Origin of the sequence: Oxobacter pfennigii, assembly GCF_001317355.1 — a bacterium.
GTDB classification, from domain to species: domain Bacteria; phylum Bacillota; class Clostridia; order Clostridiales; family Oxobacteraceae; genus Oxobacter; species Oxobacter pfennigii.
The window spans coordinates 150,588-176,714 of record NZ_LKET01000021.1; the positions used below are offsets into that span (position 1 = coordinate 150,588).

Consider the following 26,127-nt stretch of genomic DNA (forward strand, 5'->3'; position numbering starts at 1 on the left):
TAAATGCGTAAATTAAAAACGGCAATATTAACTACCATGGCAGTAATTGTATTGTTTTCCTTCATACCTGGTGTATCCTACGCTTACACAGGTGTCGGCATAATCAATTGCGAAGGCTATCTGAATGTTCGTCAAGAGGCTGGTACATATGCAGAAATTATAGACAAGCTGTACCCCGGGACACAGATAAACATAACAGATAAGTTAGACAATTGGTATAAGGTTGATATTGGCGGTAAAATCGGTTGGGTTTTTGGTGATTATGTGTATACTGATTCCGACACCAATTTTAAAAGGGTGCAGGGTACAGACAGGTATGCTACAGCATTGGAAATATCAAAGGCAGGATGGCAAAGCTCTGAAAGTGTGGTTATAGCAACGGGAGAAGCTTTTCCCGATGCATTGAGTGCGGCTCCTCTTGCAAAGCTTTTGGACGCACCGATACTTTTGACACCCCAGGATTCTTTAACTACAGAGACTATTAATGAGATAAAAAGATTGGGTGTAAAAAAGGCTTACTTAATAGGTGGACAAGGTGTAATATCTTTAAATATTGAAACCTCATTGTTAACAATGGGTATGGAAGTTGACCGTACGTACGGTTTGGACAGATACGAGACATCAGAAGCTTTGGCAGCAAAGTTTTTTAAAGAAGCAAAAGAGGCTGTAATAGTTACGGGGGAAAATTTCCCCGACGCAATTTCGATAGCTCCTGCTGCAGCAGCCAAGGAAATCCCTATACTTTTAACGGCAGGGGATGCACTGTCACAAAATATGAAAAGCTATATTGAAAGCGCCGGCATAGAAAATACATATATTGCAGGCGGCACCGGAGCGGTAAGCAGCGGCATTGAAGCCTTGCTTCCCAATCCAAAGCGCTTAGGGGGAATGGACAGGTACGAGACTAATACAGGGATCAACAATTTTTTTGCCGATATATTAAATTCCAGCACCACATATATAGCCACCGGCGAAAATTACCCGGATGCTCTTGCAGGCTCGGTAATGGCAGCAAAAAATTTAAGCCCCGTAATACTGATTGGTACTACCCCCATACAAGCTGCTCTGGAATTTGTAAATAATAGAGAAGTGGATTTGGACAAGGTGCAGATACTAGGAGGAGACGGCGCGGTTTCTAATTCTTCCGTACTGCTTCTGCTGGCATCCAGGCATTCTCAGATTTTACGCCCGCCTACACAGCAGATTCCTTCAAATACTATAAAAGGCATTGATGTTTCCCGTTATCAGGGGGATATAGACTGGAAGGCGGTTAAGGATGCAGGTTATGAATTTGCCATAATAAGAATATCCGGCGTCAGCAGCAACGGTCTCTTTACAGATGTAAACGCCATAAAAAATGTCAACGGAGCCAAAGCTGCCGGCTTGGTGGTAGGGGGTTATCATTACGCTTATTTTAAGAATGCTGAAGAAGCCCAGGAAGAAGCAAATTATTTTGTATCCATAATTAAAGACATGGGATTAAAATATGCGGTACTGGATATAGAATATCCCGGTGCAAAAGGTGACCTGACACAAGCATCCTTGAAGTTTTTAGATACTGTATCATCTGTAGCACAGCCGGTTTTGTATTCTTATCCTTTATTCATAGACTCCCATCTGACAAGCAAAGTAACAAAATATCCTCTATGGATTGCCCATTATGGAGTTTCTTCACCTAAAGTTCCGGTGTGGCCCGAATGGAAAATCTGGCAGATGACAAGCCAGGGCTCAGTTCCCGGAATAAAGGGTAATGTGGATATAAATATTATGAAACCCGAATTTTTTAAAGCTAATTAAAAAAACGCATGTAAGTTGATAATACAATTTACATGCGTTTTTTTGCATATTATACGCAAAATTAATAGATAAACTTCCAAAATTCCATTTAAAAATTATACTCTAGTATATATTTGTTAACTTGTTTTAACCTGAGATTAATTGCCATATAATGTCGATATATTATATTTATTCAAAAGTTATATGAAATCAATTGATTTATTAAATATAAAAAGGAGGAAAATGGGATATGGAAAGTTCACAGATTAATATTCGCAGGGTTAATAAATTCAATGTTTTATTAATTTGGATTTTTTGCTTGCTATTGACTGCTCAAGCCTATGCTTTTACGGGAATAAGCAGGGCAATGCTGGTGTTTGGGGCAACAGCAGGTGCAGGATTGATTGCCTCAGTTATAGTATTATTTAAAGTAAATGATAAAGCCTCATCAATTATTATCCCAACGTGCCCTGCTTTATCAGCAACTATTCTGGCTGTTATTGAAGGCGGATCTTTAAGGATTTTTATTGTGTATCTTATTATTTGCTGCATGGCTGCCTTATATTTCAGCAAGCTAGTACTGGTTGCATTTACGATAGGTATTGACGCCATTATAATCATATGCACTTTTATACTAAATAAGCCTCTTATGGGAAGCTTAATTGAAATTAAGGAAGTCATAATTCAGTCAGTACTTATTAATATAGGATTAATCGTATTGTATTTTCTCACTAAATGGGGAAACGATTATTTAAAATCATCGATGAATAATGAAAAGAAATCCACAGAGCTGTTGCAAGAACTTAAAACTACTTTCAGCAAAGTAGGGCAGGCTGCCGCTGCCTTGAATAAAAATATTGTTGATTTTATGGAGTATACAGAAAGTGCTATAATGAGCAGTGAAGCCGTGGCAAAGGGCGCATATGAAATGGCTAAGGGCATCGAGGAAGAAGCCGCTGATATAACTTCAATTTCATCTATGATGAAAGATGCTCAGGAGAAACTTAAGTATGTCCATGAACAGTCAAAAGCTGTAGAGTCCATTTCAATGGATGTAAACAATGTAGCACAGGATAACGGAAGAGAAATTGCCTCAATGAAGGAACTTATGAAGACAGTCAATACGGCAGTAGAACAGGGACTTAAGACAGCAATTGAATTGAAAGAAAGCATGGACAATATAAATGAGTTTCTTTCTTCTATTAAAAGGATTGCGGAACAGACAAACCTTCTGGCATTAAATGCTGCCATAGAAGCCTCTCGGGCAGGAGATGCAGGAAGAGGATTTGGTGTGGTAGCCGAAGAAATACGGAAGCTTTCGGATGAAAGCAACAACACTGCCAATGAAATAAGCCAAGTGGTATCGGTATTGCAGCAAAAAGCCAACGCTGCAGTTGAAACGTCGCGCCATGGGAATGCTGCATCAGGTGAAGGAAGCGCAGGCCTTGATAAACTCGGCAATAGTATAGAAAACATGGTAGCATCCTTTGAAAAGATGAAAAATTATATAAAAGCAGAGTTTAAATCGGTGGATGAAATTAAAGTTTTATTTGATAATATCGACAGCCATCTTGAAAATAATGCGGCAATAATGCAGGAACATTCAGCGACAACGGAAGAGATAACTGCTTCAATGGATGAACAGAATGCAAAAATCAATGAAATGGCAAATATAATTAAAAATATTGAAAAATTAAGCAGCGAAATGGCAATACTTGCACAGCAGCAGTAATATTATTGCTATAATAGAAATAAATGCTTAAGGGGATTGATGTGATGAAACACGAATGGAAGAAAGAAGAAAAGAATATATATCTTCCAAAAGGTAAGCCTGTGATTATTGAAGTTCCAAAGTTCAATTTTTTTACTATCGAAGGTAAGGGCAATCCTAACAGCAGTAAAGATTTTTCAGAGGCGATAGGAGTATTATACTCTTTGTCTTACGGAATTAAAATGCTTCCTAAAAAAGACGTCATGCCGTCCGGATATTTTGAATATACCATTTATCCATTGGAAGGCATCTGGGATTTATCCGAGGAGGCAAGGGGTAAGGACATCCTTGACAAGGATGAACTCATTTATAAAATAATGATAAGGCAGCCTGATTTTACCACTGACAGCCTGGCTCTTGAAATAATAGGTAATACAAAAAAGAAAAAACCGCATCCTTTGCTTGATAAAGTAAAATATGAAAGTATTGAGGATGGATTATGCGTACAGATGATGCATTTAGGTTCCTATGATGATGAACCTAAAAGCTTTGAATCAATGAAGGAATTCTGTAAAGAAAATAATCTTGTAAGGGAAGATTTACGGCACAGGGAAATATACCTTTCGGATTTCAGAAAAACAGCTCCCGATAAACTTAAAACTGTGTTAAGATATTCTGTTAAGAAGATATGAGTTGGAGGAAGGATATTTAAGATGAACAGGGACATAAAAGTATGTGAGCACTGCGGAGAGCAGCTTTGCACAAAAAGAGTACCAATATTCTCAGCCCTTAATGATGAAGAGCTGAATAAAGTGACAGATCTGATAATAAGAAGAAGGTATCTAAAGGGAGAGAGGGTAATTCAGGAAGGCTCTGATTTAGAAAATCTCATAATAATACACAATGGAAAAGTGAAAGCCTTCAAGGATACTTTGGAGGGCAGGGAGCAGATACTTTATATATTTGCCGAGGGAGATTTTTTTGGAGAAAAAAATCTCTTAAAACAGCAGAGTGCCACTTACAATGTAGAAGCATTGGAAGAAACCAACACCTGTATGATAAACAGACGCGATTTTCAAAGGCTCTTGTTCCAATATCCGGATATAAGCGCAAAGATTATAGATGAATTAAGCTCCCGTTTAGAGCGCTTGGAGAGCATGATGCAGAACATGGGAACCAGAAATATCGATGCCAGAGTAAATGCTGTATTGTTGGAGTTCTCAAAAAAATACGGAAAAGGGCATCCTAAAGGAATTATAATAGAACTTCCTTTAAGCCGTGAAGGAATTGCAAACTATATAGGGGTAGCCCGTGAGACCGTCAGCCGCAAAATGAGCCATCTCCAGGATGACGGCATCATTGAAATGGTAGGGAATAAAAGGGTTATTATCCTTGATAAGGAAGCATTGGAAAGGGAAGTAATTTAAAATATTGAAGTCATGTATATAAAATTTACATGGCTTTTATTATTGCAATAACAAGATTCATAGTACTGCTAGCAATCTTTTATTGCTATATATGGTTATGGGTTCTTATTTTTTATAAAATTATGATATATGTCACAGTTTTTTTATTCTAATTGGTTTATTATTTAAGCAAGGTTATAAGTAAATAATATTTAAAGAGGGTAAAATAAGTTGGGGACATTTTGCCCGACTGCACCAGATTTATTACTCAAAAAGAGGGAAGTGACCCCTAATATTGGCAGGTGTTTGATATGAGTTATATTCTTGATTTATCAAAAAGTGTATATGAAATTTCAAAAGAGCATCCGGATATTATAGAAATAATGAAGGAATTAGGCTTTGAAAGTATTACCGCGCCGGGCATGATAAATACCGCAGGCAGGTTTATGACTATACCTAAAGGAGCTTTAATCAAAAACATTTCAATGGATAAAATAAAAGAGGTTTTTAAAAGTAAAGGATATGAAGTTAAAGAATAGGAGGGAATTTAAATGAGTGAAATGATAAACAATCGTGAATACAGGCAGAAAATATTAAAAGAGCTTATAATGGAGCTTCATAACGGAAAAGGCGTAGATGAAGTAAAGCCGAGATTTGAAAAGCTAATTTCGGGTATCTCGGCAAAAGAAATATCCGAAATGGAGCAGGCATTAATAATGGATGGAATGCCTGTAGAGCAAATACAGGAATTATGCGACGTACACGCCGCAGTTTTCAAAGGCTCTATTGAAGAGATTCATCGTCCTCAAAAGCCTGAAGAGGCGGAGGGACATCCTGTAAACATATTTAAGCTTGAAAATATTGAACTGGATAAAATAGTGAAGGATAGAATTAAACCTCATCTTGAAAGCTACAAAAATTCCGGAAAGGATGAAGATAAGAATTATCTTTTAGAGGATTTGAGTCTTTTATGGGAGATTGATAAGCATTATTCAAGAAAAGAAAATCTTCTCTTTCCTTTCATGGAGAAATACGGCATCACAGCGCCTCCAAAGGTGATGTGGGGTGTAGACGATGAAATCAGGGATGCCATAAAGGAAGGAAGGGTACTTCTTTCATCAGATACGTCAGATAAAGGTACTTTGGTTGAAAAAATTGATGGAATGGCAGACAAAGTAATAGAGATGATATTCAAAGAAGAAAGCATACTTTTTCCTATGGTTCTTGAGACATTATCAGAGGACGAATGGGCAAAAATAGCACAGGAAAGCGATGAAATAGGCTATACCATAGTTAAGCCAAAAACCAGATGGATTCCGGAAAATATTAATAAGGATGATCCAGCTGAGGATAATGTACAGCCTTTAAATGATGGCTATATAAAATTTGACGCCGGTTTGTTAACTCCAGAGCAAGCAAATGCAATGCTAAATACTCTTCCGGTAGATATAACCTTTGTCGATAAAAACGGTGCAGTTAAGTATTTCACTCAAGGAAAAGAGAGGATATTTTCACGGCCTAAAACCATTATAGGCAGACAGGTGGAAAACTGCCATCCTCCTGCCAGTGTCCATATCGTAGAAAAAATCGTTGAGGATTTGAAAGCCGGTATAAAGGATAATGAGGATTTCTGGATTAAGATGGGGGAAAAGTATGTTTATATAAGATACTTTGCAGTGAGAAATGAACAGGGAGAATTCTTAGGAATTATGGAAGTAACCCAGGATATTAAGCCCATACAAAGCATTTCCGGAGAAAAGAGATTGATTTCCCAATAAAAAAATCCTGTCGCAATTAATTATGCGGCAGGATTTGTGTTTTTGGATAAGTTAGGAGCATTACCGAAGTTAAAAGCGAAACAGCTGATAGGATAACAAAGGATATAAACACAATATGAATCCCGGGCATGGCGGAGGATGAATATTGCATGTTAAAATTCAAAAGCCCTCCGTATATGCTGACTCCTATTGTCTGGCCTATGGTTCTTAAAAGCGAGTTTGATGCTGTAACCGCTCCTCTTTTTTCATATCCCACCGAAGATTGTATCACTATGGTAAGGGTGGCTAAAGCACCTCCAAAACCAAATCCTGAAAAAAAACTGTAAACTATAATTGCAATCAGCGAAGACTCAGCGTTAAGGGTCAATAAAAGAATGCAGCTTAAAAGGACAACTATTCCCGATACTGTAATTACTTTTTTTGCCCCGTATTTTGGTATAACATCTCCTAAGATTACTGAAGATAAAAGCCAGGAAATTGACATGGGAGCAAGACAAAGTCCGGATATGGTAGGTCCATAGCCTAAAACTGTCTGAATATATATAGGCAAATATACATCAAAACCCATCAAAACCGCTGATAATAAAAAGCTTACGGTATTAATAAGGGCATTTGTTTTTGTGAAAGTATCAAAGGGTATTATCGGCTCCTCTGCTTTGCTTTCAATTATATAAAATATGACAAAAAGAATGAATGCGGCAGATAATGATATTGCCATAGATATCATAAAGGAACCTTTATTTTCTCCCGTGGATACAAAGCTGTATAATAAGGCGATAATAGCTGCGGACAGAGTAAAAGCCCCGGCATAATCTATGGGATGCTTCTTTTTTTTAAAGCTTTCATCAAGATACCTCTGAATGAGTATGATGCTTAATATTCCGAAGGGAAGATTAATAAAAAATATCCAATGCCAGGACAAAGTATCAATTAAAAATCCTCCTAAAAACGGACCAATCAGGCTTGAAATTCCCCACACTGAGCTTATCCATCCCTGAACCTTTGCCCTCTCTGAAAGAGTGAATATATCGCCTACTATTGTATATGTGATAGTTAATATAGCCCCGGCTCCCAAACCCTGTACGCATCTGAAAACCATAAGCTGCAGCATATTCCCGGATATACCGCATAAGGAGCTTCCAACAAGAAAAATAAATATACCTAAAGAAAGCATGTTTTTTCTTCCATATAAGTCGGCAAGCTTTCCATAAATGGGGGTGGAAATAGCCGATGTCAATAAATAAAGGGAAAATATCCAGCTTATAAGCTCGAAGCCGTTCAAATCCCGGGCTATGGTAGGCATGGCAGTAGTTACTACAGTTCCTTCCACAGCGCCTAAAAACATGGCGACCATTAATGCTATGACAATATTTCTTTTTTTAAAATCCATTTTTTGCACCGTCTTTTCTGTCAATTTTATTTCTCATAACCATAGAATTGTTAAATATTGCTTTTCCGGGCTCTATGGTTATGGATAATTGTGGAATGTTTAAAAAATATATTATATAATGAATGCTGCAAGGATTCATCGTGCCATGAAATTTACGCAGCAAATTTCATGCTATAATGTATTATACATCAGGTGATAAAATTTAAATAGCCGGGGATAGTTTTATGAAAGCAATAATATTTATTTTAGGGCTGGTTATGGGCAGTTTTCTTAACGTATGCATATACAGGATTCCTAAAGGTGAGTCGATTTCGTACCCACCTTCTCATTGTTCGGCTTGCAATGTGAGGATAAAATGGTATGACCTTTTTCCGGTTGTAAGCTATTTAATATTAAAGGGCAGATGCAGGCGCTGCCATGAAAAAATATCAATAAGATACCCTGTTATTGAGCTATTAAACGCGGCAGTGTATTTATTGCTATACATAAACTACGGATATTCATTGCTTTTCTTAAAATATGCTATATTAGCTTCTTTGATGATTGTCATAGGCTTCATCGATTTAGATACCATGGATGTATACTTGAAAACTGTTATTTTTGGAGTTATATCTGGAATTATATTTGTGATAATAGGGTATTTTACCGGTGATGCTGTTTTAAGCTATATATTAGGTGCAGTCACAGGGTATACAGCAATTGCACTTATTATTCTGTTAACCCGCGGTATGGGCTGGGGAGATGCAGAAATTTGCATAGTATCGGGACTTTATCTCGGATTAAGGCTTGTACCGGTTATGCTGTTTATAGCGGTAATATTAGGGGGATTAATCGGCATATTGTTAGTCATAACAAAAATAAGATCCAGAAAGGATATGATTCCTTTCGGACCTTTTATTTCAGTCGCAACCTTGATTACGGCAATTTATGGCCATAGGTTGCTGGACTTATATTTGGGGGTACCTTAAAGGAGTGTTTTAGGGGTTGTAACACAACAATTTTAAAGCTTTATCGAGTTTTCGTAATGGCCGATGCAAGATAGGAATATTTGTATTTACACAGGAGGAGATTTATGAAATATTCTATTGGTGAATTTGCCGATATACTTGGAGTAACGGTGGATACGCTGAGGTTATATGAGAAATATGGTATTATAAGGCCAATTAAAGATAACAAAAATAACTATAGATATTTCGATGATCTGGATGCAAGAAATTTGCTGCAGAGCAGGTGGTACAGAAGCATGCAGATACCGCTTCAGGATGTAGCCGCCATAATTAAAAATCCTTCCTTGGATAATATTCTTGAAAAGATAGAAGAAACTCAGAAGAATTTACAGGAAGAAATAAGGAAAAGCACCCTGCTTTTAAACGAAATTACGGAAATAAGCCATGGCTTTAAGGAAATAGAACAATCATTAAATAAATGCAGAATAAAGAATATACCGGGCATGTACAGAATAAGGCAAACCGACAGAAATATGTTATTAAAAGACGATTTCTTAAGAGACATTGTAAGCACATGGATGAACATATTGCCCTATACATTTTACTCCTTTGAAATAGAAAAAAGGGAGTTCCTATCCGGAGATGATTGCTTCCGGTATAACTGGGGGCTTGCCATATATGAAGATAAAATACATAATTTTGATGTACCAATAAATGAAAATGTTGAATACATAAGCCCAAAAATATGCGTGTCCTCCGTAATATTCTCCTCAGAAGGAGAATATATAATGCGGGATGAATTGGACTTCATGACAGACTTCATTAACAAAAATAACTATTCCATAGAAGGAAATATTGTAGGCAGAATAGTTATCACCGAAAAAATCAATGGAAAAGACAGATCATATCTGGAAGTGAATATACCTATAAAATAATAAAGATAAATCGACATATAAAATTAAGACTACTGAAGGCAAAGTTTTTAAATAAAGGTAAAAGGTCAGGTTCTTACATGAATTTGACTTTTTTAATTTGTTAATTAACAAACATATTGACCTTGGTGTTGCACCAGAGTTTAAAATAATAACTGATAAAAGGTGTCATTAATTTTACATTACAATGGCAGCTTTAAAGATCATTAATAAATAAGAGAGGAGAAAATCTAATGGAGAAGAAGCAATTAATTAACAGAATACTGGCGGTATGGCTTAGTATGCTGCTCTTAGTATCCCTATTCAGCGGGTGTACAAAACCGGCAACTAATTCGCCGGGTGCTCTGTTCAAAGCAGGTACCTACACAACTTCGGCTAAAGGCAGAGAAGGAGATGTTAAAGTAGAGGTAACATTCAGCGAAACCAAGATTACCGATATTAAAATTATAAGCCAGTCGGAAACCAAGGGCCTGGGGGACGCAGCCTTAGAGAGCGTTAAAAAGCAGATACTTGATGGACAAACATTAGCAGTAGAAGCCGTTGCCGGCGCTACTCTTTCAAGCCAAGCTATACTGGCTGCAGTGGAAGACTGCGTAAAGCAGGCGGACGGCGACGTTGACGCATTAAAAAAAGCCGCACAAAAGGTAGAAGAAGGAAAGACAGAGAAGCTTGAAGCCGATGTAGTAGTAGTGGGCGGAGGGGCTTCCGGAGTTACTGCGGCAGTTTCGGCAAGTGACAAGGGAGCAAAAGTAATACTTTTAGAAAAGACAGGGGTTATAGGCGGGGCAAGCAATTTATCCTGGGCAGGAAAATTCATTGACTCTTCTGCGGCTATTGCAAGCGGTTTAAAGATTGACCAGGAAAAAATGATCGCCGACTGGATTGAAAACTGCCACTGGAGGGTGGATGCAGCTGCCATAAGACAATATGTAACGAAATCGGGAGAAACATACGATTGGCTGGCTCAAAAAGGATACGTAACACAATTTATGAATTTCTTCGGAGAACAGATGCATCTGCTTCCGGCCTATGAAACCCGTGAAGAATTGTTAAGAAAAATGCTGGCTGATTCCGTAGAAAAAAATGGACAGGTAATTACACAAGCAACGGCAAAGAAGCTTATAAAGAATGATGCAGGAGAAGTTACAGGCGTAATAGTACAAAAAGCGGACGGAACAACTCTTGAAATAACAGCAAAAAATATAATTCTTGCTACAGGGGGCTATGCAGCCAATAAGGAAATGGTTAAAGAGTCCTTTGGATTTGAAGGCGTAAACGGAGGTCTTGGACAGAATGTGGGTGAAGGTTTAAAGATGGCATGGGAGGTTGGAGCAAAAGTTCCCGATAACTTTGGAGGGCAAATGCTGCACCAAACCTTGGCCAGATCAACAGACAAGCTAAAGGCTCAATATGATGGCTTTCAGGCTAGTTATCCTCTTATGCTGACCTATCTGCCTAACTTCATGAATGTAGGCACTTCCGGTGCAAGGTTCAGGGATGAAGCTGCTACGCTTACAGCGGTTGCAGCTGCCAATACCAGCGCATTCCAAGGGCCATACCACTATGTTATTGTTTCAAAGTCTCAGCTGGATTTACTAATGTCACAGGGTATGAACGGGGTAAAAGCTCCAAAGCTTCCAGGAATGCCTCCTGAGTTTTATCTGTCATGGCAGGATCAGTTTAAACTGGATAATTCATGGAAAGATGCAGATAAAGTATTTGACACCATGGTCCAGAACGGAGACGGGTTTAATGGCAATACGCTGGAAGAACTGGCCAAGAATGCAGGAATGGATGTAAATGTTTTCACAGAAACATTTAAAAGTTATGAAGAAGCTTGCAAGACCGGCAATGATACGGAGTTTGGAAAATCTGCCGACTATCTGCTCCCTTACGGTGACGGTCCCTACTATGCCATTATTTCTGAAATAAACAACCTGGGTTCTGTAGGAGGATTACTGGTTAATACAAAATTCCAGGTGCTTGATGAAAAACGTATTCCAATTAAAGGTTTATATGCGGTAGGATTGGAATCAGAAGGTGTATTGTTTAATGACACATATGTAGGGAATGGCGTTGGAATAGGATATGCATTCACGTCAGGACGCCTTGGCGGAGAATATGCAGCCGAAAATGCACTGGAAAAATAATAAAAATACTCTTTTATATAAGCAGCCTGCCTGGGCTGCTTATACTTATTTGCTGCTCAATAATATTGTTAGAATAACGGGTGCAATATTGATAAGAACTGAGAAACTAAGTGTGAAGGATATAACAGATAAGTGCAGAATATTATTATAGAGGGAGCTAAATGCCCTTTAATCATATTTTAAAATACCGATATAAACCAGGTTAGCCTTGGTACATAGGGATGTTTGTTAATTATAAAATTAAGATATGAGAGGCAGGCGGGGAGTTTGTATTATTCCGCATATAATAAATTGTTCTGGGGATTTGTATTGATTTATATAGGAATAAACATAGGAAATTTTGATATTTTTCCTGATATAGTCGGATATATAACTGTATCAGTAGCTCTTGGGGAATTAAGGGGGCAGCATGAAATATATAAGAAAGGAAGATTGCCTGCTTTTATTATGATTTTCTATTCTGCCGCGGAAGTAATAATCAGAGGCAGCAGCATAAATAAAGCTGGCTTATTGCAATCTCATCAAATAGGGTATATTCTTTTATGGTTATTTCCAAGTATAATCAGGATGTATATGGTTTATTTTATATGCAAAGGGTTTTATTATGTGGCTGACGAAAAACAGCTTGGAGTATTCAGAGAGACAGCAAAAAATAGGTGGAAGCAATTTTGCTGGTTGACAGTACCCGTACTTTTCATATTGCCGTTCATTAATAATTCAGAAGTTTGGTATATACCTTCACTTATATTGGTTGCATCGTATTTAATAGCCACCATCCTCATTTTGAATCTTGCGTACAACGCAAGAAATACCCTGTCCGGAAGGGAAGGTTAAGTATTATTAAGACGATCCAGTATTTTTTGAATTTGCGACTGCATTTGATTAAGTTGCATATGAATTCCGTGGAGTTCATGAGTTACATCATTATCGGAGTTATTTTGCCCGTTGGAATTATTTTGCTGGGACTGCTGCAACAGGGTGGCGATGATTGATACTCTATTTCCTTCATTTGCATAGATATTTCCTATGCTCTCTACGGCACTTCCTAAAGATTCAATATGGTTTGCCAGGATTTGAATATTGTTGCCCAAAACTTGCAGTTGTCCTCCATAAATCTGCAGTTGATTAGAAAATATCTGAAGCTTAGTTAAATACTCCTGAGAAAATTCTGATTCCATATATAAAATCCACATCCTTCCTAAGCTTCGAATACTGGTATTAGTAAAAATATGCATATGATATATGGTAACATGCCATTAATATTTACATATTATATTTAAAGTTTAATTTGTTTTCATAAGGAGTATGGAATTATGTTTTCTGATAATTATAATGAATATCTTAAAGGTTCAGCAGAATTTGATAAATATCAGCTGTTGGTTTCAAAATCCTTTATAGGGATAGGGTTACTAACAAGCTTATATGTTTTGACTCAAGGAATAATACCTTATATGAGGAATGATTCCGCTAAAAAGGGCTTATAATTTAAGTTTTGCTCAAGCTATCTGATTATGTTGATTAAAATATATAAGAATTGTATAATAGCCATATGATTACAAAATATTTTCAAGAGTGGTAATTGTTATGAAACTAACTGATGAAATTAGGATTTTGCAAGAAATGCTTAATGAAATGTTGGAAAAGAGTAAATTAAATAAGCAGGAACTTATAGAATATAGCCAAAAACTGGATAAGCTCATCATTGAGTATTACCTGAAAGATAAAAATAAATAACAGCTAAATTACTAATTAGCTGTTATTTTTTGTTAGTTTATATTCTCTAAAAATCTCCGCTTTGTTTCGGTGTGTTCTATATACTCCGCTTCGCTAATCATTCCTTTTGCTTTCAGATCGTCTAATGCCTGAATAAACAACATGCACAGTTCTTCAAGCATTTTTCTGTATTCATCCAATGAATCAATCATATTCAGACCTCCAGCAAATATGTTTAATTAACATGTATATAAATTATAACACAAACTTTACATATTTTAGTATTTATTTTAACAATAATAAATTATTTTCTCAAAAAAATTTTAAATATTGTTATTCCAAATATATGTACTTAGCGTGTATAAAAAGGACAGGAAAATATCCTGCCCTTCTCATCAAGTCGTATTAATATTAAACTAATTCCTTAGCTTTAACAGCAGCTCCGCCTGCATCACGGGCATAAGCGTCAGCTCCGATTGAGGATGCAAATTCAGGAGTGATAGGTGCTCCGCCTACCAATACCTTGAATCCTGTCAAACCGCTGGCTTTAATTGTTTCTACTGTTTCTTTCATAGCCGGCATAGTTGTTGTTAAAAGTGCTGAGCAAGCTACCACTTTTACATCAGGATTTGCTTTTATTGTTTCAATGAATTTGTCTGCCGGAACGTCAACACCGAGGTCTATAACATCGAAACCTGCGCTGCCTATCATAAGAGCAACAAGGTTCTTGCCGATGTCATGAAGGTCTCCTGCAACAGTTCCTATAATGCATTTTCCAAGGGAAACTGAACCTTCACCTGCAAGAACAGGTTTTAAAACTTCTACGCCTTTTTGCATTGCTTTACCTGCAACAAGCATTTCAGGAACAAATATTTCTCCTGATGAGAATTTGTCACCTACTACTCCCATAGCTTCAACCATTGCTTCAAGGATAGCAGTTGCTGCTTGTCCTTCGTTCAATGCTTCCTGTACTAAACCAGGAACAACTTTGGTTTTACCGGCTGCGACTCCAGCTTTTACTTCATCAATTTTAGACATTTGTTTTCCTCCCTTTAATAGGCAATAGCAAATTAATGCTCAGCCTGATATTTTAAAATATATTGTAATATATTTGAATCAACAGAATTAGAACATTATTTTGCTTATTCTGTCTATTTCTTCACTTACGCAATCATATACACCAGGATAAACGCTCTCAGGGCCACCCATAGTTGTATTTGGTATGAAGTAGTGTTTGCCATTAGCTTTGCAGGCCCTTTCCACTTCTCCCCTTATAACTTCGCGTGACCAGTCATGTGTATCTACGATACCGTTGTTTATATCGCCCATGAATGTAATCTGACCGCCGTATTTCTTGATTAATTCAGGAATATTGTTTCCTGTCATAGCTCCCTGCCAGATATCTATACCCATTTCAATCATATGAGGAACAAGGTTAGCTGAGTATGAATCGTTGTGGTGAACGATAAGCTGAACACCGTGAGATTTGTAATATCCATATATTTTCTTGAAAGCTGGTACGATGAATTCTCCGAACATATCAGGAGAAATGAAGGAATTGAGTTGGCTGCCCCAATCGTCATGATGGATGATACAATCAGGTTTAACTATATCGCAAACCAGTTTAGCGTATCCAAGTTTCCATTCAGTAATGTAATCTATAAGTTCATGCATTGCTTCCGGTTCTTCATAGAAGTACATTAAGCAATCATCCATACCTGTTAAATAGTGAACCTGTTCAAATACACCGGGTGTAACAAGCATTGATAAGAAATATTCATTGCGGTCAACTTGAGCAGCCTGAGAAAGAATGTTATCCCATGCGCCTTCAGCATAATCGAAGGAAGGTCCTTTAACTACTTCTTTCCATTTAGTGATGTCTTTTATTACTTTATGTTCCTGGTCATGCAAAGGGAATCCGGCAGGCACATGTGGAGGGAATCTTCTTACAACACCCCATCCGTCTGTAACGTCAGGGCCGCCTTTTACAGGTCTTGGGTTTTTAGCAGCGATTGGGTCGCCGGCTACCATTTTGAATGCTTCCCACTGATTGACAAACCTGTCAGGGTTACCGCCCTTAATTGTCTCTAAAAGATTTTGTCTCTTGGTTAACATACAGTTACCTCCTTTTAATTTTGACTATTACTGCTTATACTGTAATATTTAAGTCCTGAAAGATTACAGGGCAAAATATTCCGAAAAAAAGTATACTTTGTACTATAACCACACTAGCATACGTTATCATTATAGTTTTTTCGTTAAATATCGTCAATAACTTTATTGATTTTACAAGCAATAAATCAATATTTTGGAAAAATCCTACTGACAGAGTTTTATAATTCTATAAAAATATTTTTATCAGTTGAACTTTCTTTTATACTGCAAAGGAATTATAAAAAAATGTCAACTCTGTGGATAAGATATTTATTAAAGAAATTGACAAAAAAATATCCTTATTATAATAGATTCACTCAAAAATAATAATTTATAAAGGTTTATATTAAAGTATCTATAATTGATATTTAAATAAGACAATATTTCAAACCATATAAGCAATATATTGAGTTCAATATTTTGACTTTTAATGTTAAAATTATAACTATAAGCAGGCGAACCTAAGTGCGTTAAGTTCAATGATGCAATTATACAAAATTTAAAGGAGGACAAATTATGCTTAAAAAAAAGAGGCTTTTAAGTTTATTGCTATCTGTGGTTATGATATTGTTAATTGCCGGCTGTTCAAATGCTTCAACATCAAAGTCTGGCAATGCGGAAGCTAAATTTAAAGCTGGGAGCTATACTTCCGAAACCAAGGGGCATAACGGAATCATAAAATTATCGGTAACGGTAGATGAAAATTCAATTAAGGAAGTAAAAATTTTAGAGCATAGCGAGACAAAGGGAGTTTCAGATCCGGCTATTTATAATATTCCGCTGAAAATTGTTGATAGACAAACCCTTGCTGTAGATACTTATGCAGGATGCACCGTATCTAGCAATGCAATATTAACGGCTGCCGAGGAAGCTTTAAAGCAAGCTGGGGCGGATATTGCTGCATTAAAAATTAAAAAAGAAGAAAATACAGAGTCTCAAAAAGTCACGAAGAAAACAGACGTTGTAGTAGTTGGCGCAGGTATAGCGGGATTATCTGCTGCAATCGAGGCTGCAAATGGCGGAGCGAAAGTTATTCTTTTGGAAAAAATGCCTGCAACTGGTGGAAGCACAATAAGGTCGGGAGCTAAAATACTAGCGGCGGAATCTTCCATTCAAAAGGCAGCTGGGGTACAGGATACGGCAGAAGACTTTGCAAAATTTCTTATAGATATAGGTGAAGGTAAAGTAAATGAAGACTTCGTAAATTTAATAGCAGAAAATTCAGGGCCTAATATTGAGTGGCTTATTAAAAATGGTGTAAGATTTGAACCGGGAGTTGAACCTCTTCATTCATATCGCTCACCTTCCAGAGGACATATGGTGGCAGAGCATTCCGGTGCCAATCTTATTAAACCGCTAGAAGCAAAAGCAAAAGAGCTCGGAGTAGAGTTATTATTGGAAACACCTGCAATGAGTTTAATAAGTCAGGATGGAAAAGTTACTGGGGTAAATGCCAAAAATTTTGCTGGAGATGAAATAACTATAAATTCTAAAGCGGTAATTTTAGCAACGGGAGGCTTTGACAGAAATCCAGAACTTATAGCAAAATATTATCCCAGTGCGGGGAGTTTCAGTACCGGTGTCGGGCAGGGAAATACCGGCGACGGACTTATAATGGCAGAGAGTATGGGAGCAGAAATTATAAATAACGATGCGGGTATATTGCTTGTAATGAATTCCGATACAGGACTTGGATATGGAGAAGCAGCTGATGGGTTATTCGTAACTCCTCAAGGCAAGCGCTTTATGGATGAAAAGGACTTTCACTTTACCAGAACAAGGATATTATATGATTTGGGAATAAACCATTTCTACTATATAATTGATGAAACAGATTATAATGAAGCTGTAGGAGGCGCTGTGGAGGCCGGTACAGCGTTTGAAGCTGATACTGTAGAAGAACTAGCAAAGAAAATAGGTGCAGATGTGTCTACTTTGAAAGCAACTTTAAGCAGGTATAATGAACTGGCTAAAAAAGGAAAAGATGAAGACTTTAACAAACCTGCAGAATTTTTGACACCTATTGAAAAGGGTAAATTTTATGCAATTAAAATGATGGGAGTTTTAAGCGGCACTATGAGCGGAGTGAAAATTGATATTAACGGTCATGTAATAAATACTAAAAATGAGGTTATTCCGGGATTATTTGCAGCTGGTGAGGTAGCAAACGGGCAGATATTTTACAGAGAATATCCGGGAAGCGGTGCATCAATAATAGCCAATCTTACCTTTGGGAGACAGGCGGGAGCGTCTGCTTCAAAAGAAGCATTAAATAAATAAAATTTTTTATTCTTCCTATTTTAATATATATACAGAAAACACCCGTTCTAAGAACGGGTGTTTTCTGTATATATATTATTGCGGCTCAAAATGCTATTCTATATATAAATATGTGTAATAGGAACATTCTATATATTAAATATAAGGTGTGAGTTTATGGATAAAACGCTTTTAATAATTGCAGATAATTCTGAGGTTATAAAAAAATTGAAGTCACTGGTATTTAAATATAAAGGGTTAAAACTTATTGACAATCTAACTAAAGATGTCAGCCAATTGGAGTTTTTTAAAAAGGCATTGCCGGATATTCTCATATTAAGCTTCGGGACTTTTGATAAAGATAAGAGTGCATTAATTGAATATATAAGAAGAGATCTTCCGGACATACAGATAATTATAGTTACAGATATTCCTCTTTTTAAATATACACAAAAAGCCATTAATGAATGGAAAATAAGCTATCTGATTGATAGATCCTATTTGAGTAATAGTCTGCTGGAAAAAGCTCTTGACTTTGTTTGGCAGGAGCTTGAAGAAAAAAGGATAAATAACGGGTACAAAAACAAAGTAAATGAATTGTCAGAAAAATTGGATGAATTATCATTATATATATTGCATGAGGAAGTCATCGCAGGGGCTTCAGAGAGGGATATAAAAATAGCCGAAGGATATTATGGGATAGGCTTAGACTTTGATACTCGAGAATATTATCTTGGATTTTGTGGTTATACCAGCAGCATGTATTCGCAATATAATGTAAATGGGGTGTTATTTTACGACTATTTTAGACTTTTACGATCAAAAATAAGGAATTTATACAAACCGGGATATAAGGCAGAAGTATTTCTGTATGCTGCTTCAAAAAACTTTATAATAATTGTAAGCAGAGATTACTCAATAAATACCAAAGAAGGTGTCAATAAAGTAATAGAAGAAATTCACAATCTTATACAATTTGAATTTGAACGTTGGATTTCAAAAGGTAAAAGCAATTATATAAATTTTACGGCTATTTCTGAAAAAATCAGCGGATTAGGCCGTCACGTCAGAGATGAACTGCAAAGTATAGTAACACTGCATCAGCTTGTTTTTTTTATACCGGAACAAAAAATAGTCAGGCTTAAGGACAAAGAGGCTCTTTTAAAATCCAGGAATACAGAATATGTTAATTTAATTTTGAACAATGTAAAAGGAGCGTTAATGTCAGGTCGAAGGGCAAGGCTTGAAAATATAATTCACACTTTGTTCATTGAAACTCTTAAATACTCTTTTAATCCATCTTTATGCTTCTATTCATTAGATCACCTTAAAGATGTATACATTGAAACGGTGCAATCTAATAATATCGTTAACAGAACAGATGTACAAAAGATATTTTCCTTACATGAATATATATCAATTGAAAATGCTTATCAGCAGGTTTGTGATGTGTTCTGTAACTTACAAAAACAAATCATATCTAAAATTAGTTCTAAGAGTATAATAACTAACGATGCTATTAATTACATCAGACAAAATTATGCAAATAAGATATCATTAAACAGTATTTCTGAATATGTATGTATTTCCCCATATTATCTTTGCAGGATATTTAAACAGGAGACAGGTAAAAGCCTTAATGAATTTATTATTTCAGTAAGGGTGGAGCATGCGAAGAAGTTATTTGATACCACCACCTATAAAGTGTGGGAGGTTTGTGAAAAGTCCGGATTTCATAATTCCAAATATTTCAGCCAGGTTTTTAAAAAAATAGTGGGTATAACACCTAAAGAATATAAAGAGATGAAAAAACAAGAAGATAAATGATTTAGAAGTTAGCAGTTCTCATATATATAAGTATATCAATAATAAGATTTGTCAGCTCATATTTATTTTTAACCTCCTTGACATGTACGCCGCTTGAAGTAAAATGTAATAAAAGAAGAATTTACTTTATTAGTTAATCATATGTATTAAAAAATTAAAATAAATGGAGGTATTTTGTATGAATGTAACAGAAGCTTTGAATGGGCGCCATTCTACAAGGGCATTTTTATCAACACCTATTGAGAAGGAAAAGCTAAATGCAATTTTGGAAGCTGCAGCCCGCACTCCGTCCTGGGCTAATTCACAGCCCTGGGAAGTATTTATTGCAACAGGTGAAACCCTTGAAAAAATAAAAAAGGGTTATTTGGATAAGTATGCTCAAAAAGCTCAGGCTTCACCAGAAGTTCCACGCCCGGCTGAATGGTCGGAAGCAGCAAAGAAACACCAGCAGCAGCTTCGCCCGGATATGCTTCGTGACTGCGGCGATGCCGCAGGGCAGTTCGGAAAATTAAATCAAGCAATGTTCAATACACCGGCGGTAGTTTATATTTATATGGATAAAGTTTTATCCGAATGGTCACTTTATGATATCGGCGCATATTCCCAAAGCTTGATGCTGGCTGCTGTTGAACAGGGACTTTCAACCATTCCTGCTATAACTCTTGTGCATTATCCTGAAGTTCAGCGTGAAGTGCTTAAAGTTCCCGATAACCTTAAACTGACCATAGGTATCGCAATTGGCTATGCCGATAAGGAAAATAAAATCAATAATTTTATAAGCGGCAGAGGCTCCCTTGATGACACTGTCCATATATATGAATAATTAAAAGTTATAATATTAAAAAATTCCGTTCCTAATATAAGGAACGGAATTTTTTTGATAAAAGGACTAACGGGATATTGTCTCGGTTAGCTTGACCTGACTTGGCCTGATACCGAAATAGTCGGTGTCAGCTTTTCAGATTTCTTTCTGGGCTGACCGTGATATTGATATGGTCACTTCTTATCACTAATGGAGCTTTCTGAGAATATATTCTTTTTAAGGAATATATTTTTTGCATAATGCAGATATTTATAAAGAGCGAAATTACAAAGAATTTATCCGGTTAAATGAACACAGGAGGGACAGTTTAATTTTGGGAAGCAGTAAATATAAAAAATATATTGAGGAAGATTCATATTACAACAGGGAACTGAAGTTTTATATTGAAAAACCAAAGCGCTGGATTTTCGTGCCTCAGCATTGGATTGAAAGTTTCAAATTAAAGGATCTTGAAAGAAAGTCTGAATTAAAGGAGAGGTTAAGAAGGGGTGCAATGCCCTTTATTTATTTTTATATGCCACATAACAATTATAAATATCCCTTCCCTGCAGTGAGATGTGCCTGCAGGCTGAAAAGGGGAACTAAAAAAATCAAGTTCCTGGATCATACAAGGGCAATGATAAGAGCCCTTGACAGTGAATTTGAGAATTTTGAAATAGTAGAGCAGCCTGAGGATTGCATTATATCGGGACACAGAGGTATAATTTTGCGAAGCAGATTTACTTTGAAAAATCACTATGGTAAAGACATCGAATATTTAAGCAGGATTGTCATTATAAACGGTACGGATTTTGTGTATATGATAGTCTTAACTGGCAGCATGGAGGGTGAATATTACTGTGAGGAGGAATTTACTCAAAGCATCCAATCCATAAAAATAATGTAATAGGTGCATGTAACTTAAGTTATCTTCAGTGTGAATAGAGATTCAATCTTTGTACATAATCATAATAATGCTGAATGACCATTTTAAACTTAAGTTACATGCAATACATCAATATAATTTGTCACTTAAAAGATACCCAAGCAGTATACTATTACATATTATATATTGAAAAGAAGCAAATTTTAGCAGTATAAAAAAAACACGGCATGAAATAATTAAAATGAGAGGTGATGATATTGGCCAAATATATTAAAAATCCTGTAGCTATTGATGCAATGGAATACAGCATAGGATTGGAAGACGGTTTTGACGAAGTAGAAGAAGCCGTTAAATTCGGCCTTGACCTTGATAATTATATTAATCCTTACAATTCCCCCAAAATTCCCTATATTAAAACCTTGGAAGGCAAGCACTATATAAGCAGAGGGGATTACATTATAACCGGCGTGGATGGGGAAAGATATCCATGCAGAAGAAGCATATTTTTAAAGACTTATACTTTATTAAGCCGCTAAAGCTCACTGCTGCTTATTGGCAGGGGGCTTATTTTTATTGTTTAATTCTAAAGACTTCCAGCTGATATGTTCCGCTTTAACTATTGAATAAACATTTGAAAGAAGCAGTTCATCTTTATATTTCCCTTTATAGGGTAAAGACTGAGTTTCAAATAAGTATTTGTGGCACTTCAAATCTTCTGCGGCAGAACGGTATTCAATCCATTTTTCATGAAATCTGTAATGGGCATTCAAGGCCGTCATAATAGACGCTGCAGAGCCTAAGAAAGCGATGAGATATTTAAAAAAAGGATATATTTCAATAAACAGGCTAATCAATGGTATCAATGCAGACAATACAATGCTGGATACAGTGAGTATATAATAATTCCTTTTATATATAATGGACTTTTCATCATAATACTTATAGTTTTCCACAAGGTACTCCAAAGCTTTGCAATTATTATTCAAATCCATAGCTTTCTACCTTTCATACATACACTCATATTTTTTTATAATACTTTGAATTATTTGTGCTGCACCCAAGGGTGACTGTATGTGGCAAATAAATTTGCTTCTAATGTATTCGGGAATCCTTGAATCTATTTTTGTATCTATATTTTCATCCATAAGAACCGGGCATATTTCTTTTATCTGCCCCATCTTTACAAGCCTTATGGCTTCTTTTAATTCCCGCTGCACATTAGGGCTTGCCAGTGAATTTTGGGTGGTGATTAAAAAGAATAAATCTATATTTACCAGGCTTTTTATCACCTTTTCCATGGTGTCATTGGCACTGTTATCCTGCTTATAATGGCATAAATTATGCTGAGAGGGATTTATATCAATGTTATTAAGGATGATTTCAATAGTATCCAAATCCAATCCGCTATAAGAGAAAAATATGTTCAGCACCATTTTCACCCCCGTTTGCTAGTACATTTTATGTCACTTAACAGGCATAAATTCTATTTAAATTTATTGTTATAAACAGGTTGCAAAATAAAAAAGGGTTTAAAACCCTTAAATTTCCTTATAAACCAAATTGTCTTGATAATCCTCCAATATATCCTGCTCATTGAAAAGGATTGATACAGCCTCCTCGTAATCTCTAAGCTTTACTGATTTTTTAATTCTTTTTGCGTATTTTTCGTTGTTGGAAAACAGGCAAATCATATAAAACCACAGGCCTTTCATTTTAAAAAGAACATTTATATCCCCTGAAAGTATGCTTTTATAGTCATCATATAGTTTATCATGAAATTCTTTAAGCTTTTGCTTTTGGATTTTGATGTTTTGATTTATCTCTCTTGTGAGACAAGGGTTGGATAATACCCCTCTGCCTAGCATGACAGAGTTTATATCGGGGAAATTCTCCTTGAAGGTATTATAATCCTTGAGGGTAAATATATCGCCGTTGTAGCAAATTGGATTTTTGCTTAATTTAAGAGCTTCCTTAAAAATTCTTAAGTTGGGTTTGTTTTTATAAAAATCCTTTTGAATCCTTGGGTGGATTGTAAGCTCATATATGGGGTACTTATTGAATATATCAATCAAAGTATAAAATTCCTCCGGGGCATCTTTTCCCAACCTGGTCTTTACGGAGATTTTAGCTTTACATTGAGAAAAAACTTCATCCAAAAATACATCAAGCTCTTGTGTTTTTGCCAAAAATCCGGATCCCTTGTTTTTTGAAACAACGGTACCAAAGGGACAGCCTAAGTTCAGATTTATTTCCTCATAGCCAAATTGGTTTATTTTGTTTGCCATACTGATAAAATCCTTTGAATTATTGGAAAGCAATTGTGGAATCAAGTATAGGCCTTCATTATTTTCAGGCAGAATATCATTCAATTCCCTGGTTTTTAATTTTGAGCTTTGATTTGTGGATATAAAAGGAGAAAAATATTTATCTATATTATTAAAACAGGCGTTGTGTGCTTTTCTGTAAATATATCCTGTCAAGCCTTCCATTGGTGCCATGTAAATTTTCATAATATTGTTTTGTTTCCCTTCAAAAATTTTTTATTAATTAATTTCGGCACAATAACTGTACTTTATATTATTAATTTTGTCCATATGAAAAGTTAATCCGAAAAAATTATGGTAAAATATATAAAATATTTATTGCCGCCGGAATAGTTTTGGATAATTTGATAAAAACGATAAAAATTACGTAATTTTATACTGAATGTATGAATTATTAAAGTTGTTTTATATAATTAAATTAATAAATCCTTTCGAAAGAAGTTGACGGTTATGGATAGCATTGATACAAGTATACTCAAATTACTTCAGGAAAACTCCAGAATCTCTATTTCAGAGATTAGCAGTCAGATTAACCTTTCAATTTCTGCTGTAAGTGAAAGGTTAAAAAAGCTTGAGTCCTCAGGAATAATAGAGCAATATACCACCATAATAAATCCTGTAAAGGTTGGAAAGCTGTTAACTGCAACCATGTTTTTGAATTTAGAGAGTCCCAAATATTCTGAAGGTTTTTTACAGTTCATACAATCGGAAAATGAAATAATAGAGTGTTATTATTTGGCCGGAGAATATGATTACATACTCAAAATAATAACTCAGAACACTTTTACCCTTGAAGCTCTTCTTAAAAATATCAAGAGCATAAGAGGGGTACAGAAAACAAGGACAATAGTTGCCTTATCAACAATAAAGAATATATATTCCGTCAAGGCGGAAGAGGACAATTTATAAATGTTGGAGGAGTAGATTATGATAATCGGAGTTCCTAAGGAAATAAAAAATAATGAAAACAGGGTGGGAATTACACCGGGAGGAGCTCACGCTCTTGTTAAAAATGGTCATAAAGTTTTAATTGAAAAATCAGCAGGGCAGGGCAGCGGTATAAACGATGATGAATATGCATCTGTTGGTGCAAAAATATATAATAGTAATATAGATATCTATAATGATTCGGACATTATCGTAAAGGTAAAGGAACCTTTGGAGAGTGAGTATGAATTATTCAAAGAAAGCCAGACATTATTCACTTATCTCCATCTTGCGCCTAATCCGGCACTTACCCAAGCACTATTAAAGAAGAGGATTACGGGAATAGCTTACGAGACGGTGCAGTTATCAAACGGCTCTCTTCCTCTTCTTGCTCCCATGAGCGAGGTGGCAGGAAGAATGTCGGTACAGGTAGGGGCCAATCTCCTTTTGAAATATTCGGGAGGTTTGGGTGTTTTATTAGGAGGAGTTCCGGGTGTTCCACAAGCTGAAGTCGTCATAATAGGCGGGGGTACAGTGGGAACCAACGCTGCTAAAATGGCAGTTGGTCTTGGTGCCAGAGTAACCATAATGGATATAAACAGAAACAGATTATCTTATCTTGACGATATGTTTGGCGGACGTCTTACTACTTTAATATATAATGAATATAACGCAGCAGAGATGGTTAAAAAAGCCGACCTTCTCATAGGAGCAGTACTTGTAGTAGGAGAAAAAGCACCTAAGATTGTAAGTGAAGAAATGGTAAAAGCCATGAAAAAGGGATCTGTAATAGTAGATGTTGCCATAGATCAGGGAGGTTCCATCGAGACTATAGACAGGGTGACAACTCACGATAACCCAAGCTATGAAAAGTATGGAGTTATTCACTACTCCGTCGCCAATATGCCGGGAGCAGTTCCAAGAACCTCTACCTATGCACTGACAGGAGCAACTCTTCCCTATCTTTTGGCCATAGCCGATAAGGGAGCCGAAGGTGCCATGTTAAGCGATAAAGGCATTATGCTGGGGCTAAACACTTACAAAGGTTTTATAACCAATAAGCCAGTGGCAGACAGCCTTAACCTTGAATATACAGCAGCAGAAAAGCTTATTCAATAGACTGTACAAATACTATATCAGCATTT

At 36.2% G+C, this 26,127-nt stretch carries 27 protein-coding genes; 19 read left to right on the plus strand and 8 right to left on the minus strand.

The window, feature by feature from the left end:
* Positions 1–3: 3 nt before the first annotated feature.
* From OXPF_RS03865 to OXPF_RS03890, 6 genes are all read left to right on the plus strand, one after another.
* On the plus strand, positions 4–1,797 hold the full coding sequence (locus OXPF_RS03865) for a cell wall-binding repeat-containing protein (protein ID WP_054873891.1): 1,794 nt from the start codon (positions 4–6) through the stop codon (positions 1,795–1,797).
* A gap of 229 nt (positions 1,798–2,026) precedes the next feature.
* Positions 2,027–3,508 (plus strand): methyl-accepting chemotaxis protein, encoded by a 1,482-nt coding sequence (locus OXPF_RS03870; protein WP_054873892.1) that lies wholly within the window; start codon positions 2,027–2,029, stop codon positions 3,506–3,508.
* A gap of 44 nt (positions 3,509–3,552) precedes the next feature.
* Positions 3,553–4,179, plus strand: a complete 627-nt coding sequence (locus OXPF_RS03875) for a GyrI-like domain-containing protein (protein ID WP_152967690.1) — start codon at positions 3,553–3,555, stop codon at positions 4,177–4,179.
* Between the two features lie 21 nt (positions 4,180–4,200).
* Complete coding sequence (locus OXPF_RS03880) at positions 4,201–4,914, plus strand: Crp/Fnr family transcriptional regulator (protein WP_054873894.1); 714 nt, start codon at positions 4,201–4,203, stop codon at positions 4,912–4,914.
* A 290-nt stretch (positions 4,915–5,204) separates the two neighbouring features.
* On the plus strand, positions 5,205–5,432 hold the full coding sequence (locus OXPF_RS03885) for a DUF1858 domain-containing protein (protein WP_054873895.1): 228 nt from the start codon (positions 5,205–5,207) through the stop codon (positions 5,430–5,432).
* A gap of 12 nt (positions 5,433–5,444) precedes the next feature.
* Positions 5,445–6,671 (plus strand): DUF438 domain-containing protein, encoded by a 1,227-nt coding sequence (locus OXPF_RS03890; RefSeq protein ID WP_054873896.1) that lies wholly within the window; start codon positions 5,445–5,447, stop codon positions 6,669–6,671.
* 16 nt (positions 6,672–6,687) lie between these two features.
* Here OXPF_RS03890 and OXPF_RS03895 read toward each other — a convergent pair whose 3' ends face one another.
* Positions 6,688–8,061: an MDR family MFS transporter gene (locus OXPF_RS03895; RefSeq protein ID WP_054873897.1), complete on the minus strand. Its 1,374-nt coding sequence runs from the start codon at positions 8,059–8,061 to the stop codon at positions 6,688–6,690.
* A 224-nt stretch (positions 8,062–8,285) separates the two neighbouring features.
* Between OXPF_RS03895 and OXPF_RS03900 the strand changes: the two genes are divergently transcribed.
* From OXPF_RS03900 to OXPF_RS03920, 4 genes are all read left to right on the plus strand, one after another.
* Positions 8,286–9,029 carry a prepilin peptidase gene (locus OXPF_RS03900; protein WP_054873898.1) on the plus strand — a complete coding sequence of 248 codons (744 nt, stop codon included), beginning with the start codon at positions 8,286–8,288 and terminating at the stop codon, positions 9,027–9,029.
* A gap of 104 nt (positions 9,030–9,133) precedes the next feature.
* The gene (locus tag OXPF_RS03905) at positions 9,134–9,943 is read left to right on the plus strand and encodes a MerR family transcriptional regulator (protein ID WP_054873899.1); all 810 of its coding nucleotides are present in this window, start codon (positions 9,134–9,136) and stop codon (positions 9,941–9,943) included.
* A gap of 230 nt (positions 9,944–10,173) precedes the next feature.
* The gene (locus tag OXPF_RS03910; RefSeq protein ID WP_054873900.1) at positions 10,174–12,090 is read left to right on the plus strand and encodes an FAD-binding protein; all 1,917 of its coding nucleotides are present in this window, start codon (positions 10,174–10,176) and stop codon (positions 12,088–12,090) included.
* A gap of 291 nt (positions 12,091–12,381) precedes the next feature.
* Positions 12,382–12,924, plus strand: a complete 543-nt coding sequence (locus OXPF_RS03920; RefSeq protein WP_160317142.1) for a hypothetical protein — start codon at positions 12,382–12,384, stop codon at positions 12,922–12,924.
* On the opposite strand, the gene OXPF_RS03925 is transcribed toward OXPF_RS03920, so the two are convergent.
* Positions 12,921–13,268 (minus strand): hypothetical protein, encoded by a 348-nt coding sequence (locus tag OXPF_RS03925; RefSeq protein WP_054873903.1) that lies wholly within the window; start codon positions 13,266–13,268, stop codon positions 12,921–12,923. The two genes, OXPF_RS03920 and OXPF_RS03925, sit on opposite strands and share 4 nt — an antisense overlap.
* A gap of 135 nt (positions 13,269–13,403) precedes the next feature.
* On the opposite strand from OXPF_RS03925, the gene OXPF_RS22315 reads away from it, so the two are divergent.
* Complete coding sequence (locus OXPF_RS22315) at positions 13,404–13,574, plus strand: hypothetical protein (RefSeq protein ID WP_160317143.1); 171 nt, start codon at positions 13,404–13,406, stop codon at positions 13,572–13,574.
* Positions 13,575–13,674: 100 nt separating this feature from the next.
* Positions 13,675–13,824 (plus strand): aspartyl-phosphate phosphatase Spo0E family protein, encoded by a 150-nt coding sequence (locus tag OXPF_RS21590; protein WP_083479682.1) that lies wholly within the window; start codon positions 13,675–13,677, stop codon positions 13,822–13,824.
* Between the two features lie 32 nt (positions 13,825–13,856).
* Here the strand turns inward: OXPF_RS21590 and OXPF_RS22320 are convergent, their stop codons facing one another.
* The 3 genes from OXPF_RS22320 to OXPF_RS03935 form a co-directional block, all read right to left on the minus strand.
* Positions 13,857–14,015 (minus strand): hypothetical protein, encoded by a 159-nt coding sequence (locus OXPF_RS22320; protein WP_160317144.1) that lies wholly within the window; start codon positions 14,013–14,015, stop codon positions 13,857–13,859.
* Positions 14,016–14,214: 199 nt separating this feature from the next.
* Positions 14,215–14,841, minus strand: a complete 627-nt coding sequence (locus tag OXPF_RS03930) for a corrinoid protein (protein WP_054873904.1) — start codon at positions 14,839–14,841, stop codon at positions 14,215–14,217.
* 87 nt (positions 14,842–14,928) lie between these two features.
* A complete protein-coding gene (locus tag OXPF_RS03935) occupies positions 14,929–15,918 on the minus strand; it encodes a uroporphyrinogen decarboxylase family protein (RefSeq protein WP_054873905.1) in 990 nt (329 codons plus the stop codon).
* A 555-nt stretch (positions 15,919–16,473) separates the two neighbouring features.
* On the opposite strand from OXPF_RS03935, the gene OXPF_RS03940 reads away from it, so the two are divergent.
* The 5 genes from OXPF_RS03940 to OXPF_RS03960 all read left to right on the plus strand — a co-directional run bounded on the left by OXPF_RS03940 (position 16,474) and on the right by OXPF_RS03960 (position 22,267).
* Positions 16,474–18,237, plus strand: coding sequence for a flavocytochrome c (locus OXPF_RS03940; protein WP_054873906.1), 1,764 nt, complete (start codon positions 16,474–16,476; stop codon positions 18,235–18,237).
* Between the two features lie 156 nt (positions 18,238–18,393).
* Positions 18,394–20,043, plus strand: coding sequence for a response regulator transcription factor (locus tag OXPF_RS03945; protein WP_054873907.1), 1,650 nt, complete (start codon positions 18,394–18,396; stop codon positions 20,041–20,043).
* 178 nt (positions 20,044–20,221) lie between these two features.
* On the plus strand, positions 20,222–20,866 hold the full coding sequence (locus tag OXPF_RS03950) for a nitroreductase (RefSeq protein WP_054873908.1): 645 nt from the start codon (positions 20,222–20,224) through the stop codon (positions 20,864–20,866).
* A 313-nt stretch (positions 20,867–21,179) separates the two neighbouring features.
* Complete coding sequence (locus OXPF_RS03955; protein WP_054873909.1) at positions 21,180–21,752, plus strand: hypothetical protein; 573 nt, start codon at positions 21,180–21,182, stop codon at positions 21,750–21,752.
* 236 nt (positions 21,753–21,988) lie between these two features.
* The gene (locus tag OXPF_RS03960) at positions 21,989–22,267 is read left to right on the plus strand and encodes a hypothetical protein (RefSeq protein ID WP_054873910.1); all 279 of its coding nucleotides are present in this window, start codon (positions 21,989–21,991) and stop codon (positions 22,265–22,267) included.
* 3 nt (positions 22,268–22,270) lie between these two features.
* Here the strand turns inward: OXPF_RS03960 and OXPF_RS03965 are convergent, their stop codons facing one another.
* The 3 genes from OXPF_RS03965 to OXPF_RS03975 all read right to left on the minus strand — a co-directional run bounded on the left by OXPF_RS03965 (position 22,271) and on the right by OXPF_RS03975 (position 24,241).
* Positions 22,271–22,723, minus strand: coding sequence for a DUF4231 domain-containing protein (locus OXPF_RS03965; protein ID WP_054873911.1), 453 nt, complete (start codon positions 22,721–22,723; stop codon positions 22,271–22,273).
* Between the two features lie 6 nt (positions 22,724–22,729).
* The gene (locus OXPF_RS03970) at positions 22,730–23,164 is read right to left on the minus strand and encodes a TIR domain-containing protein (protein WP_054873912.1); all 435 of its coding nucleotides are present in this window, start codon (positions 23,162–23,164) and stop codon (positions 22,730–22,732) included.
* A 105-nt stretch (positions 23,165–23,269) separates the two neighbouring features.
* Positions 23,270–24,241, minus strand: a complete 972-nt coding sequence (locus tag OXPF_RS03975) for a tRNA dihydrouridine synthase (RefSeq protein ID WP_054873913.1) — start codon at positions 24,239–24,241, stop codon at positions 23,270–23,272.
* A 264-nt stretch (positions 24,242–24,505) separates the two neighbouring features.
* Between OXPF_RS03975 and OXPF_RS03980 the strand changes: the two genes are divergently transcribed.
* Positions 24,506–24,964: an Lrp/AsnC family transcriptional regulator gene (locus OXPF_RS03980; protein WP_054873914.1), complete on the plus strand. Its 459-nt coding sequence runs from the start codon at positions 24,506–24,508 to the stop codon at positions 24,962–24,964.
* Positions 24,965–24,982: 18 nt separating this feature from the next.
* Complete coding sequence (ald, locus tag OXPF_RS03985) at positions 24,983–26,101, plus strand: alanine dehydrogenase (protein WP_054873915.1); 1,119 nt, start codon at positions 24,983–24,985, stop codon at positions 26,099–26,101.
* Positions 26,102–26,127: the final 26 nt, after the last annotated feature.

Bases quoted from the DNA above. Each gene is read 5' to 3' on its own strand.
- OXPF_RS03950 (WP_054873908.1), top strand. From the start codon at position 20,222: ATGAATGTAACAGAAGCTTTGAATGGGCGCCATTCTACAAGGGCATTT.
- OXPF_RS03975 (WP_054873913.1), bottom strand. From the start codon at position 24,241: ATGAAAATTTACATGGCACCAATGGAAGGCTTGACAGGATATATTTAC.
- OXPF_RS03890 (WP_054873896.1), top strand. From the start codon at position 5,445: ATGAGTGAAATGATAAACAATCGTGAATACAGGCAGAAAATATTAAAA.
- OXPF_RS03965 (WP_054873911.1), bottom strand. From the start codon at position 22,723: ATGGATTTGAATAATAATTGCAAAGCTTTGGAGTACCTTGTGGAAAAC.
- OXPF_RS03935 (WP_054873905.1), bottom strand. From the start codon at position 15,918: ATGTTAACCAAGAGACAAAATCTTTTAGAGACAATTAAGGGCGGTAAC.
- OXPF_RS03970 (WP_054873912.1), bottom strand. From the start codon at position 23,164: ATGGTGCTGAACATATTTTTCTCTTATAGCGGATTGGATTTGGATACT.
- OXPF_RS03895 (WP_054873897.1), bottom strand. From the start codon at position 8,061: ATGGATTTTAAAAAAAGAAATATTGTCATAGCATTAATGGTCGCCATG.
- OXPF_RS03905 (WP_054873899.1), top strand. From the start codon at position 9,134: ATGAAATATTCTATTGGTGAATTTGCCGATATACTTGGAGTAACGGTG.
- OXPF_RS03925 (WP_054873903.1), bottom strand. From the start codon at position 13,268: ATGGAATCAGAATTTTCTCAGGAGTATTTAACTAAGCTTCAGATATTT.
- OXPF_RS03940 (WP_054873906.1), top strand. From the start codon at position 16,474: ATGCTTAAAAAAAAGAGGCTTTTAAGTTTATTGCTATCTGTGGTTATG.
- OXPF_RS03930 (WP_054873904.1), bottom strand. From the start codon at position 14,841: ATGTCTAAAATTGATGAAGTAAAAGCTGGAGTCGCAGCCGGTAAAACC.
- OXPF_RS03910 (WP_054873900.1), top strand. From the start codon at position 10,174: ATGGAGAAGAAGCAATTAATTAACAGAATACTGGCGGTATGGCTTAGT.
- OXPF_RS03865 (WP_054873891.1), top strand. From the start codon at position 4: ATGCGTAAATTAAAAACGGCAATATTAACTACCATGGCAGTAATTGTA.
- OXPF_RS03880 (WP_054873894.1), top strand. From the start codon at position 4,201: ATGAACAGGGACATAAAAGTATGTGAGCACTGCGGAGAGCAGCTTTGC.
- OXPF_RS03875 (WP_152967690.1), top strand. From the start codon at position 3,553: ATGAAACACGAATGGAAGAAAGAAGAAAAGAATATATATCTTCCAAAA.
- OXPF_RS03980 (WP_054873914.1), top strand. From the start codon at position 24,506: ATGGATAGCATTGATACAAGTATACTCAAATTACTTCAGGAAAACTCC.
- OXPF_RS22320 (WP_160317144.1), bottom strand. From the start codon at position 14,015: ATGATTGATTCATTGGATGAATACAGAAAAATGCTTGAAGAACTGTGC.
- OXPF_RS21590 (WP_083479682.1), top strand. From the start codon at position 13,675: ATGAAACTAACTGATGAAATTAGGATTTTGCAAGAAATGCTTAATGAA.
- OXPF_RS03870 (WP_054873892.1), top strand. From the start codon at position 2,027: ATGGAAAGTTCACAGATTAATATTCGCAGGGTTAATAAATTCAATGTT.
- OXPF_RS03885 (WP_054873895.1), top strand. From the start codon at position 5,205: ATGAGTTATATTCTTGATTTATCAAAAAGTGTATATGAAATTTCAAAA.
- OXPF_RS03945 (WP_054873907.1), top strand. From the start codon at position 18,394: ATGGATAAAACGCTTTTAATAATTGCAGATAATTCTGAGGTTATAAAA.
- OXPF_RS22315 (WP_160317143.1), top strand. From the start codon at position 13,404: ATGTTTTCTGATAATTATAATGAATATCTTAAAGGTTCAGCAGAATTT.
- ald (WP_054873915.1), top strand. From the start codon at position 24,983: ATGATAATCGGAGTTCCTAAGGAAATAAAAAATAATGAAAACAGGGTG.
- OXPF_RS03900 (WP_054873898.1), top strand. From the start codon at position 8,286: ATGAAAGCAATAATATTTATTTTAGGGCTGGTTATGGGCAGTTTTCTT.